Consider the following 24,594-nt stretch of genomic DNA (forward strand, 5'->3'; position numbering starts at 1 on the left):
GCATTCCGATTCCTCACCATAAACAAAAAAAACCTGCACACCATCCACATGGACGTATGTACAGGTCTTCTTGTTGCCGCTCAAACCTACAGCAGCATTACACTATTTCACACTAACATATACCGAGACTGTTTTAGTCCCCAGTTTTCCTTTAATAGATGCGCTCCCCTTACTCACTGCTGTAATCTGCCCGGCAGCATTCACCTTGGCGACAGCAGGCTTGGAGCTGGTCCAGGCCACGCTTCCTGTGACAATCGCAGTGCGGCCGGTATCATACAGCGCGGTTACCACTACGTTTTTGCCTGCGCCTGGTGCAAGACTTAGCCGGTTCTCACTGACCGTAAGCTTCATCAGCTTGGGAACAACCGTAATCTTAACCGTCGCCTGAATGCCCTGGTAAGAACCGGTCAGGGTAGTTGTACCCTCAGCCAATGCTTTGACGGAAGTTCCCTTAATAGTAGCCACAGCCGGGTTCGAAGATTCCCAGTTCATTACCCCCGAGAAGTTGGCAGATTTGCCGTTTGAAAAATATCCGGTGGCCTTAATGGACTTGGACGCCTTGATGTTCATTTCCAGCGTTGCCGGGTCCACCACCAGCTTCACGACCTTCTGTTCAATCGTTACCGGAACACTGATGGTCTTGTTGGAGTAGGTTCCCTTCAGGGTTGCCGTACCTTTGACCAGTCCCTTGATGGTCTTGGCGGCAGTTGTCTGCTTAAGAACCGCATTGCTGCCGCTCAGCTCCCATTTGATGCTTCCCGACACATCCAGCTCGTCGCCATTCTCCAGCACAGCCTGGACAGCGGGCAGTGGCAGCTCTTCACCAATCACTACTCCCAGAGCAGCATCGGGTCCGATCAGGACAAGCACTTTATTCTGAACCGTTACATTAAACTGAACGCTCTTGGAGCGGATCGTTGCAGCCGAAGCGGAGGTCACTTCGCCAGTCTTGAGCTTCCCGGTCAGGATAGCCGTACCTGCCTTCCCGCCGACAAACTTCCCGTCTTTGATGGACACAATCTCTTCATTCGCAGAGGTCCACTCCATCTCATCGCTGATATCCAGCTTGGTGCCGTCATACTTGGTTCCGGTCACCTTCGGCAGGCTTACTGCATCCGCCGTGTAGATTTCCTGCTCCGTCTTCTCCAGACCCAGCTCCGTCAGGGTTGGATAGACGGTGATCTTGAAGCTTTTGCTGATGCCCAGATAGCTGGCCTTAATGATTGAAGTTCCTACCGCTTTACCCGTAACAGTGGCATAAGCGTTGCTTGCATCCGCCGTATTGGCAGTTACTGTAGCATTCATCAGGTTATCTGAGGTCCAGACGGCGGACGCTGTTTCGTTCGAGGTTGAATTGACGGCATTACGCATTGCTGCAGTTACATTCAGACTCTCCCCCAGGAAAAGCGACTGGTCGCCGGAAGGCGTCAGCAGCAGCGCTTCATAGGGCGCACGCACATAGACATCCACCGACTGGGTGACACCCAGGTAGCTTGCGGTGATGACCGTTTTACCCACGCCCAGGATGGTAATCTCACCGTCTTTAACAGTAGCTACGCTCTCGCTGGAGCTGCTCCATTCTACCTCATTGCCCAGGGTAATCTCCGGACTTGCCGAAGTGGCTTTGGTCTTGGCGGTCAGCTTGGCCGGATGGTCCCCGACCAGCATTTCCATTTCCTTGACGATGGTGTCATTCTTGTCTTTCAGCACGATAGCGGCATAAGGAAGCTCTACCACCGCTTTGATCGTTTCGGTTAACCCTTTATACTTGGCGGTAATGGTAGCTTTACCTTCACCGACCAGCGTAATCTTGCCTGCAGCAATGGTCAACACGCCCGTATTCGAGCTGCTCCATTCCGCATCCTTCGTGACATCCTTCTCCGCAGTGGCCGAAGTTCCGCCGATGGCGGTGGCCGTAACAGACAGCAATTCCTCTTTGTCGCCTAATTTATAGCTGCCCTCTGTGCTGCGGGTCAATTTCAGTTCCTTAAAGGCATGGGTGACCGACACCTCTACAGAGGCTATCGCATTATTGAGAGTTGCTGTAATTACCGCCGTTCCGGAATTCACCGGTGTAAGCTGGCCATTTAATACTGTAACTACTTCTTTCTTGGAAGAGGTCCATGTTGCGGCTGCCGTCACATCCCTTTTGGAAGCGGAGCCCTCTACATTGGCATATAGCTTAAGCTGCTTCGGTGACTGGCCCACGGTAAGCTCTACCTTGGCTGAGCTGTCGAATTCAATAGAGATAGTGTCTCCAGCAGCGGCAAAGACGTTTACCGGAAAAGCGGCCACAACGAGCAATATCATAATGAGGAGCGTTTTTGTCATTTTCCTGTACACGGTCATCTGTTCTCTCCTTAGACGGTCTGATTATCGGTGGACTTTTTGCCACTCTCTTCCACTATATCGACAAATCCGGCCCAAGTCTTTACCCCATTTTCAGTATTTCACGATTCCCGGGCAAATTCAGGTCTTTATAACTATAGAATCCGTACTTATGAAAAAAGGATGTCTCCCTGCCAGCAGTGGCCCGGAAGACATCCGTATACGTCTGTTCTAGCGGACGCTTTCACGCAGTCCAGCTGCCGTCCGGCTAACACTAACAAGCTCGCCGCGGCATTCATTCACGCCGGCTTCGGTTACCTTCACCTGGCACAGTTCGCCCTGCAGCGAATCGTCGCCGCCGAACAGCACCTGGAGATAGTTGTCGCTGAAGCCGTGCTGTACGCTGCGTCCCGCCGAGCCTTTGGCTGCACGCTCCGGAATGACGGACAGTGTCTGGCCCACGAAGCGCTTGGCATAAGCCAACTGCATCTCCTCAGAAAGATCGATCAGCTCCTGCACACGCGCATTCTTGATCTCCTCATCGACCTGATTGAGCATCCGTGCAGCCGGGGTTCCGGTCCGTTTGGAATACGGGAAGACATGCATCTCCGAATAGTTGACCGCCTTCATGAAATCATAGCCTGCCCGGAACATCTCATCCGTCTCGCCCGGGAAGCCGACGATCACATCCGTTGTGATCCCCACATCCGGCATAGCCTCTCGGATCAGCTGCATTTTGGCGTAATACTCTTCCGTGGTATACTTCCGGCGCATCGCCTTCAGCACCTCGTTATGGCCCGCCTGGAGCGGAATATGCAGATGACGGCACATCTTGGTGCTGCGGTTCAGCACCTCCAGCAGCTTCTCGTCAATCTGGCTCGCTTCAATGGAGCTGATGCGGACTCGTTCCAGCCCGTCCACCTTATCAAGCTCCCAGAGCAGGTCAGCGAGGCGGTAGTTGTCCAGATCATCCCCGTACCCGCCGGTATGGATGCCGGTCAGCACGAATTCCTTGTATCCGGCCTCCACCAGCTGATGCGCCTGGGCGACAATCGATTTCGGATCACGGCTGCGCGACAGACCGCGCGACCAGGGAATAATGCAGAAGGTACAGAAGTTGTTGCAGCCGTCCTGTATCTTCATGAACGCCCGCGTCCGGTCAGCGAACCCGGGCACATCCATCTCCTCGAACTCACGCGTCTTCATAATGTTGCGGACGGCATTCACCGGCTGGCGCGACTCCTGAATATTCTTCACATGGGTCATAATCTGTTCACGGTCCTGGTTGCCGATCACCAGATCGACTCCGGGAATATCGAGAATCTCTCCAGGTGAGGTCTGCGCGTAGCAGCCGGTAACCGCTACGATGGCGTCTGGATTGCGGCGCACTGCGCGGCGGATCATCTGCCGGCTTTTTTTGTCGCCCGTATTGGTCACTGTACAGGTGTTAATCAGATAGACATCGGCGGAACCCTCGAAATCTACCTGCTCGTATCCATCATTCTTAAAGAGCTGCCAGATGGCCTCGGTATCATAGAAATTGACTTTGCAGCCCAGTGTATAAAAAGCTACAGATGGCATGGTTTAAGCTCCTCCCATTTCTCCGGATTCATATAAAATGCAGGCGGCGGCAACCATGCCTGCGGTTTCACAGCGCAAAATACGCGGCCCCAGCCCGACAGAGACGGCTCCGGCCTCCTCAGCCAGTCGGCATTCCTCCGTACTGAAGCCGCCCTCCGGCCCTACAACAATCATTACTTTAGCCGCAGCCTCCTGTGGAAGCGATGCCAGCCATGGCGCGGCTGCGCTGCGGAGCTGGAGTCCCTCTTCCTTCTCATAGCAGAAATAGACGGCATCATAGCCGTTGAAGCTCTGGAGCAGCTGCTTCCAGCTGAGCGGCGAATGCACCTGCGGAACAATATTCCGGTGCGCCTGTTCGGCAGCCTCCTTACAGATTTTGCGCCAACGCTCTAGCCGCTTACTCTCCTTGCGCTCATCGTACTGCACAATCGTCCGCTCTGAGAGGAACGGCGTGAAGGCTACAGCCCCGATCTCCGTGCATTTCTGAATGACTGTCTCCAGCTTGTCCCCTTTGGGCAGGCTCTGGGCGACAGTAATCTGAATGCGCGCTTCATGAGTCATAGCCAGAGGCTCCAGTATGTTCACGGTGACGAGGCCAATCTCTATGTCAGCAATCTCGGCCAACGCCTCGCGGGCCACGCCGTCGCTGACGATCAGCTTGTCCCCGGCCTTGCCGCGCATGACCTTGGCGATATGGCGGGCGTCTTCACCGTCAATGCTAACCTTGTCTTGTCCGAACTGTGCCGGAGTTACGAAATAACGCTGCATCTCTCAACCTCATTCTGTCCGTTATTCAGCGTAAAAGCGGCGTAGTCCCCGCCAAATCAGGTCCCGGCCGCCGCTTCACACGTATCATTCATCTACTTAATAATCACATTATATTCTACAACGTTTGCCGGGCACTGAACAGCCCCCGTCCTTACTGACGTTCTCAGACTCCGAACATCCTTAGGAACAGCTGGAAGAAATCATTACCCGTACGTGTCGCCCAGTAGCTAAGCGGTTCTATCGTATAGGCGCGCAGACCCGGAATGAAGATGATCAGCAGGAACAGGAAAACCGTATACTGCTCATACTGCTGAAGTCTTCCACGGATCGGACGCGGTGCGATATCCTCTACGATCCGGTAACCGTCCAGCGGCGGCAGCGGAATCAGGTTGAACACGAAGAGGAAGAAGTTGAAGTGAATGAACATTCCGAAGAACCAGATCAGCGCCCGGAGCACCTGCTCGTTCTTAATCGAATCCATCGTGCCCGTTCCCACAAGAATCGCATAGATCAGCGCGCCCAGAATACCGAGCAGCAGATTGCTGATTGGCCCGGCGGCCGATACGATGACACCCATCAGGCGGGGACGGCGGAAGTTATCCCGGTTCACGGGAACCGGACGCGCCCATCCGAAGCCCGCAATCAGCAGCAGAATGATGCCGAAGAGGTCAAAGTGCACCGCCGGATTCAAGGTCATACGGCCCAGCAGGCGTGCTGTAGGGTCCCCGAATTTATTGGCAAAATAGGCGTGGGCGAATTCATGCACCGTAAACGCAATAACAATCGTAATCAGAAAAAACGGAAGCTGCTGTAAAGGATATACTAAAAATTGATCCAGGGAACCCATGTCTACCTCTTTCCGGCTGTGAACGCCACCCAATCTTCTTCGCGGGTTACTTCTAAAATCTCGAAACCGGAGGACTTCAGCGCTTCCGCGACTAGCCCTTCCTTATCCTTATAAATCCCCGAGGTAATATAGATCCCCTCCGGCTGAAGCGCACGGTAGACATCGTCCGTGAACAGTACAATAATCTCGGCTAGAATATTCGCCACGACCACCCGGACCGGCAGAGTCACTCCCAGCCCGTCTGCCGCCGGGGCAACACCAGGAACGGCCTCTTGGTCAGCCGTATTGCTTGGCCGGGCTGAAGGCCACATCTCTCCGGCTGCGGTATCCGCCGCCCCCTCACCGCCCAGCAGCGAGAGCAGATCGCTCTCCTTCACGGTGATCGCTGAATCCAGCCGGTTCAGTGCCACATTCTCGCGGGCACTCTCCACGGCGACCGGGTCCAGATCCAGCGCCAGGACAGAGGCGGCACCGAGCAGCATCGCTCCGACAGCAAGGATACCGGAGCCCGTACCTACATCGATGACCTCGTCACCGCTGACAATATGCTTCTCAAGAGCGCGAAGGCACAGCGCCGTTGTCGGATGCGTCCCGGTTCCGAAGGCCATGCCGGGGTCGATCTCAATAATTTTTTCATCCGCAGAGGCCGGGGTATATTCTTCCCATGTCGGCTTAATGGTCAGCCGCTCCGAGACGCGCAGCGGCTTGAAGTACTGCTTCCAGGCATGGGCCCAATCCTCCTCATCCACTGTCTTCCAAGAGATCTGTGCCAGCCCGGGGTCGATGCCGAACTCTCTCAGCTCTTCCACCCTTGGCGTCACCTCGGACACAACCGCGTCCATGTCCACCGATTCCGCATAATATCCTTTAATGACCGCTTCCCCTTCGGGGATGTCATTGAGCGGTTCATCGTATAATTCACCGTAACGTGTATCCCGGTTTTTATTCAGCGTCCCGGATTCTTCAATAGAGACTCCGCCCGCTCCGGCCTCAACCAGCAGATTGGATATCATCTCCTGTGCTTCCTCGGTTGTATGTACCGTCAATTCTTGCCATAGCATGGTAATGAATCCTCCTAAAAGTTTTGCAGCATAGTTTCTAGGTTAGTATAGCATTTCTTACCCGTTCAGCGCCAAACTGCGTTCAACTCTCTACGGCAGACGAGGTGCTGCGGCAAAAACAATCCAGCGCATGGTCATCTACCATCCCGGAGGCCTGCATAAAAGCGTAACAGATCGTCGAGCCGATAAACTTCATCCCTTTGCGCTTCAGCGCCTTGCTCATCTGATCAGACTGGGGAGTGGTCGCAGGGACCTCCGCTCTGTTCTTCCAGTGATTCACCACCGGCGTCCCGCCGACAAAGCTCCACAGATAACCGACAAAGCCCCCCTCTTCCTCCCGGCAGATCTGCTGGTACACCTGTGCATTGGTAATCACTCCCTTAATCTTCAGACGGTTGCGCACAATCCCCACATTTTGCATCAGCTTTTCGACCTTGTCCTCCCCATACAGCACGATTTTCTCCGGATCAAAGCCGTCAAAAGCCTCGCGGAAGCCCTCCCGTTTCTTCAGCACCGTATACCAGCTCAGTCCGGCCTGCATGCCCTCCAGCATCAGCAGCTCGAACAGCTTCAGGTCATCAACCAGCGGCTTGCCCCATTCTTCATCATGATAAGCTATATATACCGGGTCCGAGTTTACCCAGTCGCAGCGCTTAATTTCCATAGTTAATCTCTCCTTTGTCTTATAATTCTGGCAGCTATTCATAGCCATATCTTCTAACTGTATACGAAAAAAAGAGAAGAACACAAGGTTCTTCCCGTTAAAATAATGTTACTATTGTCCTTGCAGCTGTACCCGCGTCTCTTTGTCCGGCTCATTTGTAGTGTAATAGAACATGTATATTGAAGCATCTGTGCCTTTGAAATCCTTGTACTTATTAATACTATGGTTCTTTCCTTCTCCTCTGAAATTCGTGGTTAAAATGCTGCTGATGAGCCGGTCTTTGCCCTTACCGATGTAGGTCTGATTCACACCGCCAAAATTCGGATCATCACTCTTTGTCTCCACATAGAGGTCTGCCCCCTGCATATAATAGGTCCACTGTACCGGGTAACCGCCGGTTTGCCGGATCAGCGTCTGCTTCTCGCTGGAGATGTTCTTTAATTCAAGCGGCGCCTTGTCATCATCATGCACGGTTACTTTATATTTCCCCACAAGCGTCATTGGTGTGTCTTTGGTAATCTCAAGATTTGCCGGCCGCTCGAAGCGCAGCGTTATCAGCTTACGGTCCTTAGAGCCCGTATACCATAATCCGCCATCCAGCTTCTGACCATTCACCTCGAGAGTATAATTAATATACGGCAAATCAGGGAACGGCTCTGTATTACTCCGCACAGCCACTCGGATCTGGGTCGGCGTTACCACCATCTGCTCAATCGTATTCAACGAGTCTCCAGCCTCCAGCGGCAGATCCAGGGCTGTCTTCATCGTCGCACCAGCCATTTGCTTCTTGCTCAGCTCGAAATCGAAGGTCCATGGACCATCAATATTGCGTTCAAGCTTGGTGTAACTGAGTTTATACGTGGTCTCATCCTTCGGCACATCAGCAGGCTTGTAGTACTCAAGGGAAGTATATTCTCCGTTATCTCCCGGCTTGCCCATTACGCCTGCCTGAGAGTTCTTGACTTGCTGTCCGCCCCGGTAAGCAATAATTTGCGGGGATGCCAGCTTTCTAGCTTCAGGATCGGAAAAAATAGTATCCGTGGACAGCATCAGGCGCTCATTCCCTTCCTTAAAGGGCTGTACACCGAAGGACTCCAGTCCATCCTGGTTGACCGGGAAGCTTTGCCGCTCCGGTGAGTCTGTATCCAGCTTCAAGTCTACCTCCTGCTGGGAGTAGGACTGAATCCCTTTTGCAGTCAGACTTACTTTGACCGTATCCTGGTCCGGACTCCAGTCTGTCTCGAAATAGCCGTTGTACCGCTTGGTTTTCTCGTCCCACTGCTGGTAGTTGGATTCCATGTCATTGCCGTTTCCTTTGGCATCCTTAAGAGACATTCCGTTCACGTTCCAGTATCCGTTGCCCTTATCTCCCCCGACATCCAGGCTATACAGAATCACCGTCCGGTTCTCATCGGTGAGCGCCGTATGTAGCGTCAGGGTGACTCCATCCTTGGTGATCGTCTGGCCCAGCGGCTGGCCCAGGTTCTGTGACAGCGCCGCCTCCACCCCGCTCCGGTGGTTCAGCAGGCTGCCCCAATCATATTGCACGGCGGCATACACAGGAACGGCCATTAGCACTACACTGAATGAGGCTGCTACAGTGACCTTGCGCCAGTTGCGGTGGCGGACGCGGCTCCCTGCTCCGGTATGGCTGCTTCCCTTGGAAGAAACATATCCGGCCTGCTCAATCCGGCCCCACATCTGCTCGAAATCCGGATAGATCATCTCCTGATCCTCATTTAAGCGACGCTTTAACTGCACTTCGGTTCTGTCCATATTCTTCGTCCTCCTTCGTGATCGGCTCAATACCTTCTTCTTCCAGAATATTCCTCATCATGCGCAGCCCCTTATGCTGTCTGGACTTCACAGTTCCCAGCGGGATATCCAGCATCTTGCGGATTTCCTCCAGACTGAAATCATGCATATACCGCAGCGTCAGCACCGCCCTGATCTTCGCCGGGAGCCGGGACATGTATCCCGCCCACTCCAGCTTCGTCTCCTTCTGCTCCACCAGCTTGTCAACCGGCGGCTGCGGATTCTCCCTGAACATATGAAGGTGGTCTGCCAGCTTCTGCTGCAGGCTGCTCCGGCGCTTCAGATGATTCAGGCAGGTGTTGACGGTGATTTTCATAATCCAGGCCTTCAGATATTCAATGCCCTGCCACTCGCTGCGGAAGAGAGTGATGAATACCTCCTGACACAAATCCTCAGCATCGGCAGCATCGTGCACCATATAATAGCAGGTACGATATACCTCCTTGCTGTAGGTTTGGAATAATTCCCTGTTGCCCACTTGAGCATGCCCTCCTTTCTTGTTTGAATTACCTTTATAACAACCCCGGGCTTCAAAAGGTTCATTTTCAGCAGCATATCCAGCTATATGTACTAAAAAAGCAGCATGTCCACCTGAAAAGCACAGGCTGCATACTGCTTACAATAGATTGTCCGGGAATAACTGCTCAACTTCAGAGCAAGCACAGCTTAGATAATATTCATGACCTCTCGCGCCTGGTTGTCCAGTTCCTGTGCAGAGGTAGCGATCAGCGTGAATTCATCCAGCGCTACTTGAATCTGCTGCTGGCTGAGCTGTACATTATCCTGCACCTGGTTCAGTCCCGTGGATATTCTGCCGACCTCTTCCGTAATGGCCTGGACACTGTCCCGGACTTCGGTAATCTGATCCTGCACCATCGCAGACAGCTTTCTTACCTCCTTGGCCACCACATCGAATCCCCGGCCGAATTCTCCGGCATGTGCAGCCTCAATCGCTGCATTCAGGGCAAGCAGATGAGTCTGGGAAGCAATATCACGGATGGTCTGCACTACGCCGCGGATCGCCGCAGCCTGCTTTTGCAGACTTAGCAGTGTTTCGGTATTCTCGGTCGACACCTCGGCAATCCTGTCAATACTCAGCAGCAGCTCCTGACTCCGCTCAATTCCTTTGTCCGCACGCTGATTAAGGCTATCCGCCATGCCCTGCATTAGCTCCACGACATGGCTCATGTTGTTTTGTCTCTCCGTAATGTTAGTGGCCACCTTGGATACGCCGATAACATGGGTATTTGTCTCATCAAACACCGGCATATATGTAGCTTCCAGCCAGACCGAATTCCCCTCTGCGTCCATCCGTTCAATTTTGTCCTGGAAGCTCCGGCCAGCCATTAAATTCTGCCAGAACAATTCATAATCGGGACTGTTCACGAATGAGGGGAAGCACAGCTGGCTGTGCTGCATGCCGTACATGTCCTCCGCTTTGTATTTCACTGACTGGGCAAAGATCTCATTGACATAGGCGACACGCCGATCCAGATCAAAGCGGATCATGGCAAGGTTTTTTTCCAAGGCTTTGACAACCAGTTCGTCTGTAACTGCTTGGTCTGCTAGATTTTCCATGTTGACTGCTCCCTATACATCTCAATTTTTAACTGATATGCGGACGACTCTCGCTTATTTCACTTTACTCTTATTAACGGCTGTTTCGGCTTTTAAAATGATAAGATTTTTTAATTCCCTATCTTAATTCCCCACACGCTGTCCTTCCGGTAGGCAGCCGCTTCCTGCAGCTCTGGAAGTCTCGTATCCTGCGGATAATGCCGCTCCAGATACTGGACGAAGGCCTGGCGCAGGCCGATCTCCTTATCCAGCTTGTTGAATTCATTGGGGTGCTTTTCCATTTCGGAGATGGAAGCTTCCCAGCCTAACAGATCTGCCGCCTCCGACTGCTCTGAGCGGACCTTCTCTGCAAGCCTTCTTAGCTCCCGGTAAGCTCGTTTCACTTTCGAGGAATAGACCTGCTTCTGGTTCATGAAGGTCAACAGCGCTACCAGCAGCGCCAGCCCTATCCACATTATCACTGTATTCACTTATGTATCCTCCCGGCCTCGCATATCACTCCATTATACACGCCAAAACACAAAAATACCCCACTTACGCAGGGTATCCGTAGCAGCAATTCGTCTGCTCATCTCTTCTTGACTTCACCGAATTATTCTTTCTTCATAATCTCTCCCAGCTGCCGCTTATCAGCCTCACGGGAACGGTCCATGGCCTCTATATCATCCTGATCTGCTTCAGCTGCTGAGAATTCAACATCCTCGGCCTTCGCCTCATAAAGCATTTTCATTTTTTCGGTTTTGGAAAAGATCTTCGAGTTCTCTCTGTCCATAGCTTGCCATCAGCCTCCAATGTACTTAATCTGGTTGTCTTAGCTTCAAATCATTCCGCCGGCTTCCTCAATCAGTGACATCGCCTGACCATGAATAGCTGCATCTACAATAACCGTCAGCAGAATATTTCTGCCTGTAGGCCCGCCATCCCCGCCATGGCTCATTCCGCTCCCGCTCGTATGCGCCGCAGCTAATATGCCCGTATGGTCACTGACGGCCGTCATCGAATCCATGCTCGCCAAATTGCCGGTCACCGGATTCACTCCCGGCTCCTGCCCGCTTCCCCCAAACCTGCTGAACCGGTCAATGGAAATCTCCTCAGCACGCAGTGCCTGCAGCTTACGGGAGACCCCTTCCGCTTCCTCCGGGGTTTTGAAGTAGGCCAGTATACTTTTTTCAGACATGGGAATTCCCCGCTTTCTGCCTGGTGTCCATAACGTACAAGCTTACTTGGCTATTTTGGATTTTTGAACGGGAATTTATACATTTAGGGTTGGCTGTGACTCCAGCGAAGTTTTGGACTTTCACCCGCTGTTGTCCGTAGATTTCATTATCCAGAAGCCACACTTCTAAATTTCAGCCCTGTTTTTCCAACCAACATTCATGTCAGTATTCATGACGAAAATTGTTTTTTCCTCTGTTATTTTGTATTTTTTTGTCTTTTAATTTCTTCATAGTAGTTTTATAAGTCTATTTGTGTCATATAACATTCCGCATAAAATGAAAACATTCTCAAAACTCTATAAATTTTGTGTAGATTTTACAAATAACCAGTGGTAAAATCTTCTTAATATTTTCCCTAGTAATCTTGACGGAAATAAACCGGATTAATAGAAAAGGAGAATCCGACTACTGTCTGTAGCAGGAGAGATGTAAGCCAGAACCAATATCATATTGTGGAGGGGATTACATTTGGAGTGGACAAAATTACCTCGTAAGCTATCATTACTAACTTTATCATTAGGTGTGGCTGCAAGTATGATTCCAGGCGCGGCATTCGCCGCCAGCAGCTTGAAGACACCCGTATCAGGCAATCATCTTCCAGCCTTGATTCCAGCGAATCAGCCTTATATTTCTCCACAGATTAACACCAAATCCTCAAATCTTGTCCGGGTTATCGTTCAACTAAGCGGTCAGCCTGCCGCCGTAGGCAAGTATGCTGCCAGACAAGGAATTACAGCGCTCGCCAATTCAGCGACAGAAGCTGCGGTGAACAACCAGCAGGAAGAAGTACTGGATAAGGCTGAAGCCAAGAAGATTGACCTGACCGTCAATTACAAGTACGACACGATTCTGAACGGCTTTGAAGTCACCGTTCCGGCTGACAAAATCCCTGAACTGGCGAAGATCTCCGGCGTGTCTTCCATTTATCCGAACAGCACCTGGTATGCTCTCCCTGATCAGACAGTGACCGAAGTGACTTACAGAAACGACAATGCTCCCCTGAAGCAGATTCATGCCGATTGGGCGGCTGACCAAGGCCTCACCGGAGCTGGACTGAAGGTCGGTGTAATCGATACCGGTGTCGACTACACGCACCCGGATATTGCCCCGGCTTATAAGGGTGGTTATGACTCCTTCTATCAAGACAATGATCCCTATGAAGAAGTTCCGCTTACTCCAGAAGAAGATACCGAATATGGTGTAGGCTATGCAGGAACTTCCCACGGTACGCATGTATCCGGCACCATTATCGGGCAATATGCAGCTAAGGGTGATGTGGCTCAGAAGGGTGTCGCTCCCGGGGCTGACCTGTACGTCTACAAAGTGTTAGGGCGCAATCTTGATAAACCGGACACTTCCTCCGGATCTTCCGCCCAAGTCATTGACGGGATTGAACGTGCGGTGAAGGACGGCATGGATGTCATCAACCTGTCGCTCGGCTCCGATTCCGAGAAAGATGTGAATTCCCCTGACTCCATCGCGATTAATAATGCTGTACTCTCTGGGGTAACTGCTGTCATTGCGAATGGGAATAACGGGACCACTGGCCAGTACTTCTCAATGGGTTCTCCAGCTGCTTCCCAATTGGCCATTTCAGTAGGCTCAGTAACCAGTCCTATTGATGCTTACTCAGGGAAATTCAAGGCTGAAATCGCAAACTCGGTTACCTCTGTTACTTATGATACTTATTTTCCATTTCATATGATGGCGTATGAGTTGGGTAAATCTGATTTCTCCAGTCCAGATGTTATTGGTACTGATCCTATCCAGGTCGTTTATGCCAACCTTGGAGCTGATGAAGATTATCCTGAAGGTGATCTCAGTAATACAGTTGTTCTGATATCCCGCGGTGATCTTTCTTTTCAAGAAAAGGTGGAAATTGCCAAGGAACATAATGTAAAAGCACTCGTGATATTCAATGGTAATGCTAAGAAAGTTGGCGATAAAAGTGTAGCAATTCTTGACGAAAGCTACACAGACCGTGCAGGATTTATCGAAGTTAATCTAGGAAGTGCATACCAGAATGCTCCTACATTCGATATTGAAGGATCTAAAGGCCGCAAGTTAGCCAGAGCAATTATAGCAAATGGAGACAATCCAACTTACTTCACTTTTGATTCAGAATATAAGCATGAAATGACAACTGGCGATACTACGAGTACTTTCTCTTCATTAGGACCGAACTTTGACGGTAATCTAAGCATCAAGCCGGACATTGTTGCTCCTGGTGACGGAGTCTTATCTACATGGCCGGCTTATGGCAAAGATCATCCAGAAACAGATTATTCCAAAGCATACAATCGCATTAGCGGCACCAGCATGGCTACACCTCATGTTGCAGGTTTGTCCTTGCTCATTAAACAAGCCCATCCGGACTATACACCTTTCGATATCCGTGCGGCACTTGCCAATACCGCAGTAGGTCTAAAGGTTAATGGTCAACCACAAGATCTTTATCGTCAAGGTCCAGGACGCGCCAATGTAGAAGATGCCATCAACACTCCGGCACTGCTGCAAGCGGTCGAGCCAATCTCCATTCTGGACAAGAACTTTATTCCTCAGAATGTGATCAACTACAATCCGTCCACAAGCTTTGGCACATTGCTGCCAGGTTCTGAAGCTACGAAAGTTCTGCAGTTGAAGAATATGAGTGATAGCACGCTCACCTATTCCACTTCTGTGGAATGGAACTATGGTGATCCTGAGCATGTATCTGCGACTCTAGACAAGTCATCGGTAACTGCTGCTGCGAAAGGTGCTTCCACGTTCAACCTGAAGGTTAACGTTGCTGCTGATACCGAGCCACAAATGCTGCAAGGTAATATAGTACTGAAAGCAGACGGACAGCCAACACTTCACTTGCCTTTTGCAATCAATGTAGATAAGACTACAGAACAGCCTAGCTGGGGTACAGGCATTCAGGAGGCTGCACTGAGCCAGCCGATCGTCTACACCAATTCAAGTGCTGTTCTGAACTACAAGCTCAAAGCTAAGGATATTAACTACTATGAAGTGAATCTGATTGGCTTGGATGATACCAAAAAAGGCTCATTCCAAGTATCCACTACAGGATCACCGGATAAATTCTTTGAGCCTGGCAACTACAGTACAGTTATATCATCCACCTATCACCCTTATGACCACAATGGTGATCCAATCTTGGATGCTTACGGCAACCCTGCGGTGACGGGTCTGACCGATGGAGTCTACAAGCTTGAGGTTCTCGGCATTAAAGCCAAAGATAACACCAAACCGATCAAGATTGACTATAACAAAGACTCATACTACAGTGCCTACACCTCTTTCCGCTTTATCACAGTCTCCGACAGTGGCAGTAGCGGCGGCGGTGGTGGCGGTGGCGGCACAGTAGTAACGCCGACGCCTATAGTAGTTCCAGGCCCTGTGAAATCCCTTGTGGAAGAAGGAGTTCAACAGGTAACGGTAACACCTCTAACCGCATCGAAGGATGGGGTAACGACAGTAACCGTCAGCGACAGCGATCTGAAGGCCGCTCTGGCCAAAGCCGCTGCTGCCAAAGCGGCCGTTGTCATCTCTGTCAGCAGTATCGCTGACAAGTCTGCTGAACTGAGCCTGACGGCAGAGCAGTTGAAATTGCTCGCAGGCATGCCAGCAGGCAGCACGGTTATTGTAAATATTGCGGGATCTGCTGTATCCCTGCCGGTATCCTTACTTGCTGCTTCCCCTGCAGGCCAGAGCTTGAAGCTAGTAATTAAGCAAGAGCCAGACGCAGCCAGCAAGCTGATTGCAGGTACTCCGGGTGCCCAGGTTATCGGAACCCCGGTATCCTATGAAGCTTCATGGACTACAGCGACAGGCAGCACTTACTTGAACGTTCCAACCAACGTATTCATCAAGCGTACCTTTACTGTACCTGGCAAGATTGAATCCAAGACCGCAGGCGTACTGTTTGAGAAAGACGGACTGGTGACCCCGGTTGCTTCTGTCTTCACACCGCAAGCCGATGGAACAACCCTTGTGACCGTAAGCCGTCCAGGCTTCTCCGTGTATGCAGCAGTCAGCAAACCGGCAGCAGCCTTCACAGACATCGCGAATTCCAAATCAGCGGTTGCCATCCAGACGTTGGCCGACAAACTGATTATCCAGGGAACCTCGGCAACAACTTTTGCGCCGCAGAGCAATCTGACCCGCGCTGAGTTCACAGCACTCTTAACCCGTGCACTGGGTCTGCGTACCGATGCTGGCGTAACCTTCTCCGATGTGAAATCAACGGACTGGTACGCCAAGGATGTCGCCGCAGCCTCCAAGTCTGGTCTGATTCTGGGCATAGGCAACGGCAAGTTTGCACCCACGCAAAAAGTAACCCGTCAGGAGCTCGCCGTCATTCTGGACAGAGCGCTGAAGCTGACAGGCACTGAACTGAAGGCTGTAGCCAATCCTTCGTTCACAACCTACTCCGATAGCGCTAAGGTAGCTCCTTACGCCAAGGACAGTCTGCAAGCCCTGACCAAAGCCGGCATCTTCGCCAGCGAAACGGGCATTGCCTTCAATCCAACAGCTCCGGCAACCCGTGAGACAGCAGCCGCTGCACTCTATGAATTGCTGAGCAAGAGCGGATTGATCGAGTAGTAGAATAAGCTTAAAAGGCTGTCCCAGTAGTTGTTACATGACTACTCAGGACAGCCTTTTTTGTTTGGTTGAGACCCGTTTGAGCACTTGAGCAGACGCTGCTGCACATAATGTGCATACTACCTCTGATTGCATTTACTACATTAGAATCCCCTTTAATTCGTCCCAAAGGAGATTCTGTTGTATTTCATACATTTGATTCTTAGATATCTGTTTAAAAATGCCCATTTAAAGAATTTCTACTGTACGTTGTGCAACAGATTCTCTTTTTGGTGAATTTCAGAAGCATTCTGTTGTAGCAAATACAACAGAACCACAAAGACAATAAAACCAGCAAAAAACAGCGCCCCGCCTCCACTTAATGGAGATGGGGCGCTGTTTTACAAGCTCTTCCATCCTTATTTCATATTACCTAAAAGTTCAGTCCCCACGGAACGCCCGCTTCACACGATCAAAGAACGACTGTTCCTGCTCATGCGTGTTCTCTCCGTTGAAGGAGGCGAACTGGCGGAGCAGGTCCTTCTGCTCATCGCTGAGCTTGCTAGGTGTGACTACGATGACGCGGACATGCTGGTCGCCGACGCCGTTGCCGCGCAGATGCGGAACTCCTTTGCCCTTGAGGCGGAAGAAGGTACCGGTCTGGGTGCCTGCCGGGATCTTGAGCTTCACCTTCTCGGTCAGCGTTGGGATCTCAATCTCGTCACCCAGTGCCGCCTGAGCGAACGTCAAGGGAACCTCGCACATAATATCGTTGTTCTCGCGCTCGAAGAAATCATGATTCTTCACGCGAATCACAATGTACAGGTCTCCGGCCGGGCCGCCGCGTGTGCCGCCTTCGCCTTCACCGGTCATGCGCAGCTGTGCGCCGTCATCGACACCGGCAGGGATACGCACATGGATCTTGCGCTGTCTCTTCACCTTGCCCTGGCCAGCACAGGTGGTGCATTTCTCTTTGATGATTTTGCCTGTGCCGCTGCAATGGGAGCAGGGACGGCGGTTACGCATCTGTCCAAGCGGTGTATTCTGCACGAATTCCTGCTGCCCGCTGCCGTGGCAGACGGAACAGGTCTCCGGCTTCGTACCCGGCTTGGCTCCGGAGCCGAAGCAGGTATCGCAGGTCTCCGTGCGTGGAATGGTAATATCGGTCTCTTTGCCGAACACCGCTTCCTTGAACTCAATGGTCATCGTATACTGCAAGTCGCCGCCGCGCTGTGGGGCATTCGGATCACGCCGTCCACCGCCGCCGCCGAAGAACATATCGAAGATATCACCAAGACCGCCGAAATCTCCGCCACCGCCGCCAAAGCCGCCGCCCATTCCCTGATTAGGGTCAATATGCCCATATTGGTCATACCGCGCGCGCTGTTGCCCGTCGCTCAGAACGTCATAGGCTTCCTTAACCTCTTTGAACTTAGCCTCAGCATCACTGGCCTTATTCACATCAGGATGGTACTGGCGCGCCAGCTTGCGGTAGGCCTTCTTCACTTCGTCTTCTGAAGCATCTCTTCCGAGGCCCAGAACCTCATAATAATCACGTTTATCTGCCACTGCTTTCACCTCCGCACATCGTCAATTGTCCCTGTATACATGGTAAAAGGAAAGTCAAAACACGGGATGCCCCGGTATTGACCTTCCCTCTCACCACATTAAAACTTATCGTCTAAGGTTACCCTTGATTCTTCTCATCGTCAACCACTTCGTAATCCGCATCTACCACATTATCCTTCTTGGCATTGCCTTCAGAAGCATCCTGACCCGCTTCAGCGCCCTGCTGTTCCTGTGCAGCCTGCTCATACAGCTTCACGGACAACTGCTGTACAATCTCATTCAGCGCCTCTGTAGCGGCAGTGATTTCTTCCAGGTTGTCGGTTTCAAGGGCAGCCTTCACTTTGTCCTTGGCTTCATTGGCTTTGTCGATCTCGGAAGCATCGACCTTGTCGCCCAGATCCTTAATTACTTTATCTGTGGAGTATACGAGCTGGTCAGCACCGTTCTTGGCTTCGACCAGTTCTTTACGCTTGCGGTCTTCCTCAGCGTGCAGCTCGGCATCCTTCATCATCTGTTCCACTTCCGCGTCACTCAGACCGCTGGAAGAAGTGATGGTGATCTTCTGGCTCTTGTTGGTGCCTTTATCTGTTGCAGAGACATTAACGATACCGTTGGCATCGATGTCGAAGGTAACCTCGATCTGCGGTACGCCGCGCGGTGCTGGTGGAATCTCGTTCAGCATGAAGCGTCCCAGCGTCTTGTTGCCGTTCGCCATCTCGCGTTCACCCTGCAATACGTGGATTTCCACGCTAGGCTGGCTGTCTGCGAAGGTCGAGAACACCTGCGATTTGCTTGTAGGGATCGTAGTGTTGCGCTCGATCATCTTCGTGAACACGCCGCCTGCAGTTTCGATACCGAGGGACAGCGGAGTTACGTCAAGCAGAACTACGTCTTTTACATCGCCAGTCAGTACGCCCGCTTGAACAGCAGCACCCAGGGCTACTACTTCATCCGGGTTAACGCCCTTGTGAGGGTCTTTGCCGGTAAGCTTCTTGATCGCATCCTGTACGGCAGGAATACGGGTGGAGCCACCGACCAGTACGATTCTGTTCAGATCCGCAGGGGTCATTCCGGCATCCTTCAGCGCTTGACGTGTAGGTCCCAGCGTGCGCTCAACCAGGCTTGCAGTCAACTCGTCGAACTTGGCACGGGTCAGGTTGATCTCCAAGTGCTGAGGCACTCCGTCAACTACCGTGATGAACGGAAGCGATACTGTAGTTGTAAGTACGCCGGACAGCTCTTTCTTTGCTTTTTCCGCAGCATCCTTCAGACGTTGAACAGCCGCCTTGTCCTTGCTCAGGTCAATGCCCTGCTCTTTCTTGAATTCAGCTACGAGGTAATCCATCACCAGTTGGTCAAAATCATCTCCGCCCAGACGGTTGTCACCGCTGGTAGCCTTTACTTCAAAGAAGCCGTCGCCCAGCTCAAGGATGGATACGTCGAAGGTACCGCCGCCAAGGTCATAGACCAGGATGGTGTGATCTTCCGATTTCTCCAGACCGTAAGCAAGAGCTGCTGCTGTTGGCTCGTTAACGATACGCAGCACTTCAAGGCCGGCGATTTTGCCTGCATCCTTAGTAGCCTGACGCTGGCTGTCATTGAAATAAGCAGGAACTGTAATAACCGCCTGAGTTACAGGCTGGCCCAGATAGGCTTCAGCATCGGATTTCAGCTTCTGAAGAATCATTGCCGAGATTTCCTGTGCAGAATAGTCTTTGCCGTCAATGCTTTCTTTGTGGCCTGTACCCATGTGGCGCTTGATGGAAGCGATGGTACGGTCCGGGTTCGTAATGGCCTGGCGTTTTGCCGTTTCACCGACGATGCGCTCGCCGTCCTTCTTGAAGCCTACAACCGATGGGGTTGTACGCGCGCCTTCCGGATTCGGGATAACGACGGCTTCGCCGCCTTCCATAACGGCAACGCAAGAGTTCGTGGTTCCTAAGTCAATACCGATAACTTTACTCACAGTAATGTGCCTCCTCAGAAATAATGTGAAGCCCGGGGCTTCATCCATTTTTATTATCTTATATAGAACAGATCTACATGCTGACTTTGACCATGGCCGGACGAAGAACCTTATCCTTCAGGAGATAGCCCTTCTGGACCTCTTCCGTCACGATGCCTTCCTCGTACTCCTCGCTCTCCACCTGCATGATCGCCTGATGATATTCAGGGTTAAAAGGCTGTCCTACCACTTCCATGGCTGTAAGCCCTTCAGTCTTAAGGACTCCCTCCAGCTGACGGAAAATCATATTCACGCCTTTGATGAACGCTTCAGCGTCTGCACCTGCTGCAGGAGTCGCCAGTGCGCGTTCAAAGTTATCCATTACCGGAAGCAGCTCGGTTACAAGCTTGGACGTTGCGTACTGCGCCAGCTCTTCCTTTTCTTTCTGGGTCCGGCGGCGGAAGTTATCGAAATCAGCCTGCACACGCAAGGTGCGCGCCTGATGTTCATCTGCAAGCTCCTGCAGCTTTCTGTATTCCTCATTGCCTGAAGCCGCCTCGCTGGCCTCTTCAGCCGTGAATGAGCCGCTATCTGCTGTGGTATCAGCCTCTTCAGCCGCGTGATTATCATTCACCGAGGGATCATTCTTCTCATTCATTTCCTGAACCTCTTCCTCTTTCAAGTTGTCTTCACCTCCTTAATATCATTCACGAATGGACTAGTATACTCTGTTCACTTATACCAGTGTGCCAGCATCGCTGTCAAATCCCGGGACAAAATCCCCAGAATACCCATTACACGTGCGTACTCCATACGGGTCGGACCCAGGATACCAATACTCCCCAGCGGCTTGCCGTCCAGCGAATAGGTGGCGGTAATCAGACTGCAGTTGGCAAAAGCCTCATGCTTATTCTCTGTACCAATGCGCACCTGCATTCCTGCTTCGCTGCTGGCCGGGGTGAGCATCTTGAGCAGCGTAGGCGTCTCCTCCAGCAGATCGAGAATCGTCTTCACCTTGTCGACGTCCTTGAACTCCGGCTGGGTCAGCATATTCGTGGCTCCGCTTAAGTAAATCCGCTGATCATGGTCGCTTTCCAGCGCCTTATCCAGCACCTGCATTAATTCTTCATAATGGGAGATGTGGCGCTGCATTTCTTCGCCCAGCTCGGAATAGAGCTGACTCTTCAGCTTGTAGAGCGGTACATTGACCAGCTTGCTGTTCAGCAGATTCACGACCTTCTCCATCTCGGAGACAGATATCTCCGGAGGAAGACTCACGGTTCGGTTCTCTACCTGCCCGGTGCTGGTAACGATAATCGCCACAGCGGTCTTGTCATCGAGCGGGAGCAGCTGGAAATGGCGCAATGAAGTATGAAAAACCTCCGGTCCCAGCAGGATGGAAGTATAATTCGTCATATTGGACAGGATCATTGCCGCATGTTGGATAACCTGCTCTGTAGCATTCAGCTTCTCGGCGAAAAAAGCGCGGATCGTGCCCAGTTCGGCCGTTTCGGCGGAATTCCACGGTACCAGATGATCCACATAATAGCGGTAGCCCTTATGGGACGGGATTCTCCCTGCCGACGTATGAGGTTGCTCCAGATAACCCAGATCCTCCAGATCGGCCATTTCGTTGCGGATCGTGGCTGGACTGTAGCCTACATCCCCGCGTTTCGAGATACTGCGCGAGCCCACCGGCTCAGCGGAAGAAATATAGTCATCGACAATGGCATTCAGTATCATTCTCTGGCGTTCAGTTAACATGTTATTCCCTCCTATCCGGCTGTGGCTCCGATTCGTTAGCACTCTAGTGAGATGAGTGCTAACCACTAATACAAAAATACCAAACTGACCTCTGCATTGTCAAGTGAGTTCAGCAACTTGATTGCGCCTATTTTAGTCAAAGCAAGATTTTGTATATTTCACCGCAACCATTTCCCGGACAATGCCGTCCAATACTCAGGGAGTGATAAAAATGCGTTTAAAGAAAACAGCATTATGGGCCATAATTGCAGGCCTCTTAACTGCACTGGCACTTACGGGCTGTACAGGTAAAATCTTACCGGTCAAGTGCATCGGTGTGGATGCGGATTATGCATCCATCCTGCAATGGGACGGCGTCATGTACTACGATGATACCGGTCCTGACCCCGCCCCACTCGGCAAAGGCAAGGAGATCGGCAAAATTACCTACAGCAAATCCGAGCAGAAGTGTCCACGCGCTGAGCTGCAGGATGGAGATGCGACAAATCTTAAGACAGGCACACTGCTCTACGAGGTAGAAGGCTATAAGACATCCGCGAGACTCTGGGCGGGAGACCGGCTGTATGAAGCACGCAACAACCCTGACGCCAACACCCTTAACGATCTGCTGGATATCGAGGGAAAAATACAAACTGTCCGTTTTGTGAGCGGCAATGACGGTTCTGACCTCATGGACTTTACCCCGGAGGCCAACGCCGTGTTCATCCGCGAATTCCCCAAGCTGGAATACATCCCGTTCGAGCAGCTCTACAAGCAGACCAAGGGTTGGGTGGGAGACAAATACTGGCTGGAGATTGAGATGACGGACGGGTCCAGCATCGGAATTACTTATAATACACTGTCCCCTTCCTTTAACCCTTCCGCATATGCTACACCGGAGCTTGCCGAACTGGTAGAGCAACAGCGCAAGCTTATCTACGCACAATAAACCTGTATCTGCAAAAAACCACTGTCACCCTGAAGCATCAGCGTCCGGGTGAACAGTGGTTTCTTATTATATAGTTTACCGGGGGCTAGAGCCCGCCGGATTAGTCCAGTCTCTTCAGCACGGCGATCTCGTCGCAGGCATACTGCTTCTTGCAGTTCACACAATCGGTCCAGACCTTCTCGGGGAAAATCTCCTTCTGCACCACATCGAAGCCGTTCTTAAGGAAGAAGTCCACGGCATAGGTCAGTGCCATAATCTTCGGAATCTGCTGGCGTCTCGCTTCTTCAACCAGCTTCTCCAGGATCATCGTTCCTACACCTTTGCCCTTGCCAGCATCATTCAAGCCAATCGAACGGACCTCCACAAGATCACTTCCGAGCCGGAACAAGGAACCGCAGCCGACAAACTTGCCGCCGATCTCGGCGATCACGAACTGGTCGATCTGGCGGGTCAGTGCTTGCCTTGAACGGGGCAGCATAATCCCCTGCCTGGCATACTCCTCTATCATCAGATACAGCGGCTCTACATCCTCCACCGTAGCATTTCTGCATATCACTTGCTGCTCTCCTGCTGGAGAAGCCTCTTGGAAATGATCCGTTTTGACAAGCACCTTGACTCACCCCTTGTTGTTAATATGAATAAATATACAACAAGGTGAATTACAATTCAAGAGGTATTTCAAAATTAAACCTCTGTCAAAGCACCGACAAATTCCCCGAAAACATCGTTGCCGAACAGGATTCCCTGCTTGCTCAAACGATAGGTGTCCCCGGCCTGCTCAAGCAGCCCGGCCTTCAGCATTTTATGCAGCGGCCCTGCAAAAACAGCCTCCAGCGGCTTTCCGAATTGTGAGCGGAACGCCGCATCCGACACCCCTTCGCGCATCCGCAGGCCTACCATCATGAAATCCTCCATCGCCTCCTGCTCGGAGATTTCAAAGCTGTCCAGACGCGGCAGCCCGCTGCGCGAAGCCTCGTTATACGGGTTCACGCCCTTGATATTCATGTGCCGCTGCCGGCCTACATATCCGTGCGCCCCTGCGCCCAGTCCGTAATAATCCTCGTTGCGCCAGTACGTTATATTGTGGCGGCTCTCCAGCCCCGGCTTGGCAAAATTACTGATCTCATACTGCGTATAACCTGCGGCCTCCATAGTAGACATCAGCAGCAGATACATCGCCAGCTCATCCTCTTCATTCGGCAGCGGAAGCTTGTTCTTGTTGAACAGGGTGTGGAACAGCGTATTCTCCTCCACCTTCAGACTGTAGATGGAATAATGGGGAAGATCCAGCGCCAGCGCCTTGTCGATACTCTCTCTGAGCATATCCACCGTCTGGTTCGGCAGGCCGAACATCAGATCCAGCGACAGGTTATTAAGCCCAACCGCACGGGCATTCTCCAGACTGCGGTATACGTCATTCACATCATGAATCCGGCCGATTCCGCTCAGCAGCTCATTCTGGAACGCCTGCACCCCGAAGCTGACCCGGTTGACGCCGCCTTCCTTCATGACTCTGAGCTTATCAATATCGGTAGTTCCGGGGTTAGCTTCCATAGAGAACTCAATATTCTCGTCCCACTGCGGGAAATGCCTGCGGACCGACTGGAGGAAATACGCCATCTCATCCGGCTTGAGGACAGTAGGCGTACCCCCGCCGACAAAAATCGTCTTGATCACACCCGGAGGCGTGTGCTGCACGGTCAGCTCCATCTCGCGGTCAAGCGCATGGAGATAGTCCATCACCGGCTGGTCCTTCAGCACGTAAGAGTTGAAATCACAATAGAAGCATTTATTGGTGCAGAACGGGATGTGAATATATACGGCCTCAGGGGGACGGCCATGGTGTGCAGTGCTCGTAGCTGTATTCATTAGCTGTCTCCTTTGTTCTATTAATATACAGGCCTGCCACACTACCTGCTGCTAAAAAGCAAGAAGAAACGGC

At 51.8% G+C, this 24,594-nt stretch carries 20 protein-coding genes; 2 read left to right on the forward strand and 18 right to left on the reverse strand.

Annotation, left to right across the window (positions count from 1 at the left end):
- Positions 1 to 102: 102 nt before the first annotated feature.
- From MKY86_RS22975 to MKY86_RS23030, 12 genes are all read right to left on the reverse strand, one after another.
- Complete coding sequence (locus MKY86_RS22975) at positions 103 to 2,349, reverse strand: Ig-like domain-containing protein (protein ID WP_076082552.1); 2,247 nt, start codon at positions 2,347 to 2,349, stop codon at positions 103 to 105.
- A 210-nt stretch (positions 2,350 to 2,559) separates the two neighbouring features.
- The gene (gene mtaB / locus MKY86_RS22980; RefSeq protein ID WP_076082554.1) at positions 2,560 to 3,909 is read right to left on the reverse strand and encodes a tRNA (N(6)-L-threonylcarbamoyladenosine(37)-C(2))-methylthiotransferase MtaB; all 1,350 of its coding nucleotides are present in this window, start codon (positions 3,907 to 3,909) and stop codon (positions 2,560 to 2,562) included.
- A 3-nt stretch (positions 3,910 to 3,912) separates the two neighbouring features.
- Positions 3,913 to 4,677, reverse strand: coding sequence for an RsmE family RNA methyltransferase (locus tag MKY86_RS22985; protein WP_076082556.1), 765 nt, complete (start codon positions 4,675 to 4,677; stop codon positions 3,913 to 3,915).
- A 163-nt stretch (positions 4,678 to 4,840) separates the two neighbouring features.
- Positions 4,841 to 5,524, reverse strand: a complete 684-nt coding sequence (locus tag MKY86_RS22990) for a site-2 protease family protein (protein WP_076082558.1) — start codon at positions 5,522 to 5,524, stop codon at positions 4,841 to 4,843.
- Between the two features lie 2 nt (positions 5,525 to 5,526).
- Entirely contained in the window at positions 5,527 to 6,585 is a 1,059-nt protein-coding gene (prmA, locus tag MKY86_RS22995; RefSeq protein ID WP_076082561.1) for a 50S ribosomal protein L11 methyltransferase, read from the reverse strand.
- Between the two features lie 82 nt (positions 6,586 to 6,667).
- Positions 6,668 to 7,249, reverse strand: coding sequence for a DNA-3-methyladenine glycosylase I (locus MKY86_RS23000; RefSeq protein ID WP_076082563.1), 582 nt, complete (start codon positions 7,247 to 7,249; stop codon positions 6,668 to 6,670).
- Between the two features lie 111 nt (positions 7,250 to 7,360).
- Positions 7,361 to 9,025: a DUF4179 domain-containing protein gene (locus tag MKY86_RS23005; RefSeq protein ID WP_076082566.1), complete on the reverse strand. Its 1,665-nt coding sequence runs from the start codon at positions 9,023 to 9,025 to the stop codon at positions 7,361 to 7,363.
- A complete protein-coding gene (locus MKY86_RS23010; protein WP_445669938.1) occupies positions 8,985 to 9,482 on the reverse strand; it encodes an RNA polymerase sigma factor in 498 nt (165 codons plus the stop codon). The genes MKY86_RS23005 and MKY86_RS23010 overlap by 41 nt, the downstream gene beginning before the upstream one ends.
- Before the next feature lie 248 nt (positions 9,483 to 9,730).
- Positions 9,731 to 10,642, reverse strand: a complete 912-nt coding sequence (locus tag MKY86_RS23015) for a methyl-accepting chemotaxis protein (RefSeq protein ID WP_076082579.1) — start codon at positions 10,640 to 10,642, stop codon at positions 9,731 to 9,733.
- A 110-nt stretch (positions 10,643 to 10,752) separates the two neighbouring features.
- The gene (locus MKY86_RS23020; protein ID WP_076082581.1) at positions 10,753 to 11,112 is read right to left on the reverse strand and encodes a hypothetical protein; all 360 of its coding nucleotides are present in this window, start codon (positions 11,110 to 11,112) and stop codon (positions 10,753 to 10,755) included.
- Between the two features lie 122 nt (positions 11,113 to 11,234).
- On the reverse strand, positions 11,235 to 11,414 hold the full coding sequence (locus tag MKY86_RS23025) for a YfhD family protein (protein WP_036732220.1): 180 nt from the start codon (positions 11,412 to 11,414) through the stop codon (positions 11,235 to 11,237).
- Positions 11,415 to 11,459: 45 nt separating this feature from the next.
- Positions 11,460 to 11,819, reverse strand: coding sequence for a hypothetical protein (locus MKY86_RS23030; RefSeq protein WP_076082583.1), 360 nt, complete (start codon positions 11,817 to 11,819; stop codon positions 11,460 to 11,462).
- Positions 11,820 to 12,393: 574 nt separating this feature from the next.
- On the opposite strand from MKY86_RS23030, the gene MKY86_RS23035 reads away from it, so the two are divergent.
- Positions 12,394 to 16,467, forward strand: coding sequence for a S8 family serine peptidase (locus tag MKY86_RS23035; protein WP_083685570.1), 4,074 nt, complete (start codon positions 12,394 to 12,396; stop codon positions 16,465 to 16,467).
- Positions 16,468 to 16,887: 420 nt separating this feature from the next.
- On the opposite strand, the gene dnaJ is transcribed toward MKY86_RS23035, so the two are convergent.
- From dnaJ to hrcA, 4 genes are all read right to left on the reverse strand, one after another.
- Positions 16,888 to 18,015, reverse strand: coding sequence for a molecular chaperone DnaJ (gene dnaJ, locus MKY86_RS23040; protein ID WP_076082587.1), 1,128 nt, complete (start codon positions 18,013 to 18,015; stop codon positions 16,888 to 16,890).
- Between the two features lie 118 nt (positions 18,016 to 18,133).
- A complete protein-coding gene (gene dnaK / locus MKY86_RS23045; protein WP_076082589.1) occupies positions 18,134 to 19,981 on the reverse strand; it encodes a molecular chaperone DnaK in 1,848 nt (615 codons plus the stop codon).
- Between the two features lie 73 nt (positions 19,982 to 20,054).
- Entirely contained in the window at positions 20,055 to 20,642 is a 588-nt protein-coding gene (grpE, locus tag MKY86_RS23050) for a nucleotide exchange factor GrpE (protein WP_076082592.1), read from the reverse strand.
- 50 nt (positions 20,643 to 20,692) lie between these two features.
- On the reverse strand, positions 20,693 to 21,724 hold the full coding sequence (gene hrcA / locus MKY86_RS23055) for a heat-inducible transcriptional repressor HrcA (protein WP_036732236.1): 1,032 nt from the start codon (positions 21,722 to 21,724) through the stop codon (positions 20,693 to 20,695).
- A gap of 211 nt (positions 21,725 to 21,935) precedes the next feature.
- On the opposite strand from hrcA, the gene MKY86_RS23060 reads away from it, so the two are divergent.
- Positions 21,936 to 22,652, forward strand: coding sequence for a hypothetical protein (locus tag MKY86_RS23060; RefSeq protein ID WP_076082594.1), 717 nt, complete (start codon positions 21,936 to 21,938; stop codon positions 22,650 to 22,652).
- A gap of 100 nt (positions 22,653 to 22,752) precedes the next feature.
- On the opposite strand, the gene MKY86_RS23065 is transcribed toward MKY86_RS23060, so the two are convergent.
- Together MKY86_RS23065 and hemW are read right to left on the reverse strand one after the other, a co-directional pair.
- Complete coding sequence (locus MKY86_RS23065) at positions 22,753 to 23,262, reverse strand: N-acetyltransferase (RefSeq protein WP_143803842.1); 510 nt, start codon at positions 23,260 to 23,262, stop codon at positions 22,753 to 22,755.
- 74 nt (positions 23,263 to 23,336) lie between these two features.
- A complete protein-coding gene (gene hemW / locus MKY86_RS23070) occupies positions 23,337 to 24,521 on the reverse strand; it encodes a radical SAM family heme chaperone HemW (protein ID WP_076082596.1) in 1,185 nt (394 codons plus the stop codon).
- Positions 24,522 to 24,594 lie beyond the last annotated feature (73 nt).

This window comes from Paenibacillus sp. FSL R7-0333, assembly GCF_038000365.1.
Taxonomy (GTDB): Bacteria; Bacillota; Bacilli; order Paenibacillales; family Paenibacillaceae; genus Paenibacillus_AQ; species Paenibacillus_AQ silagei.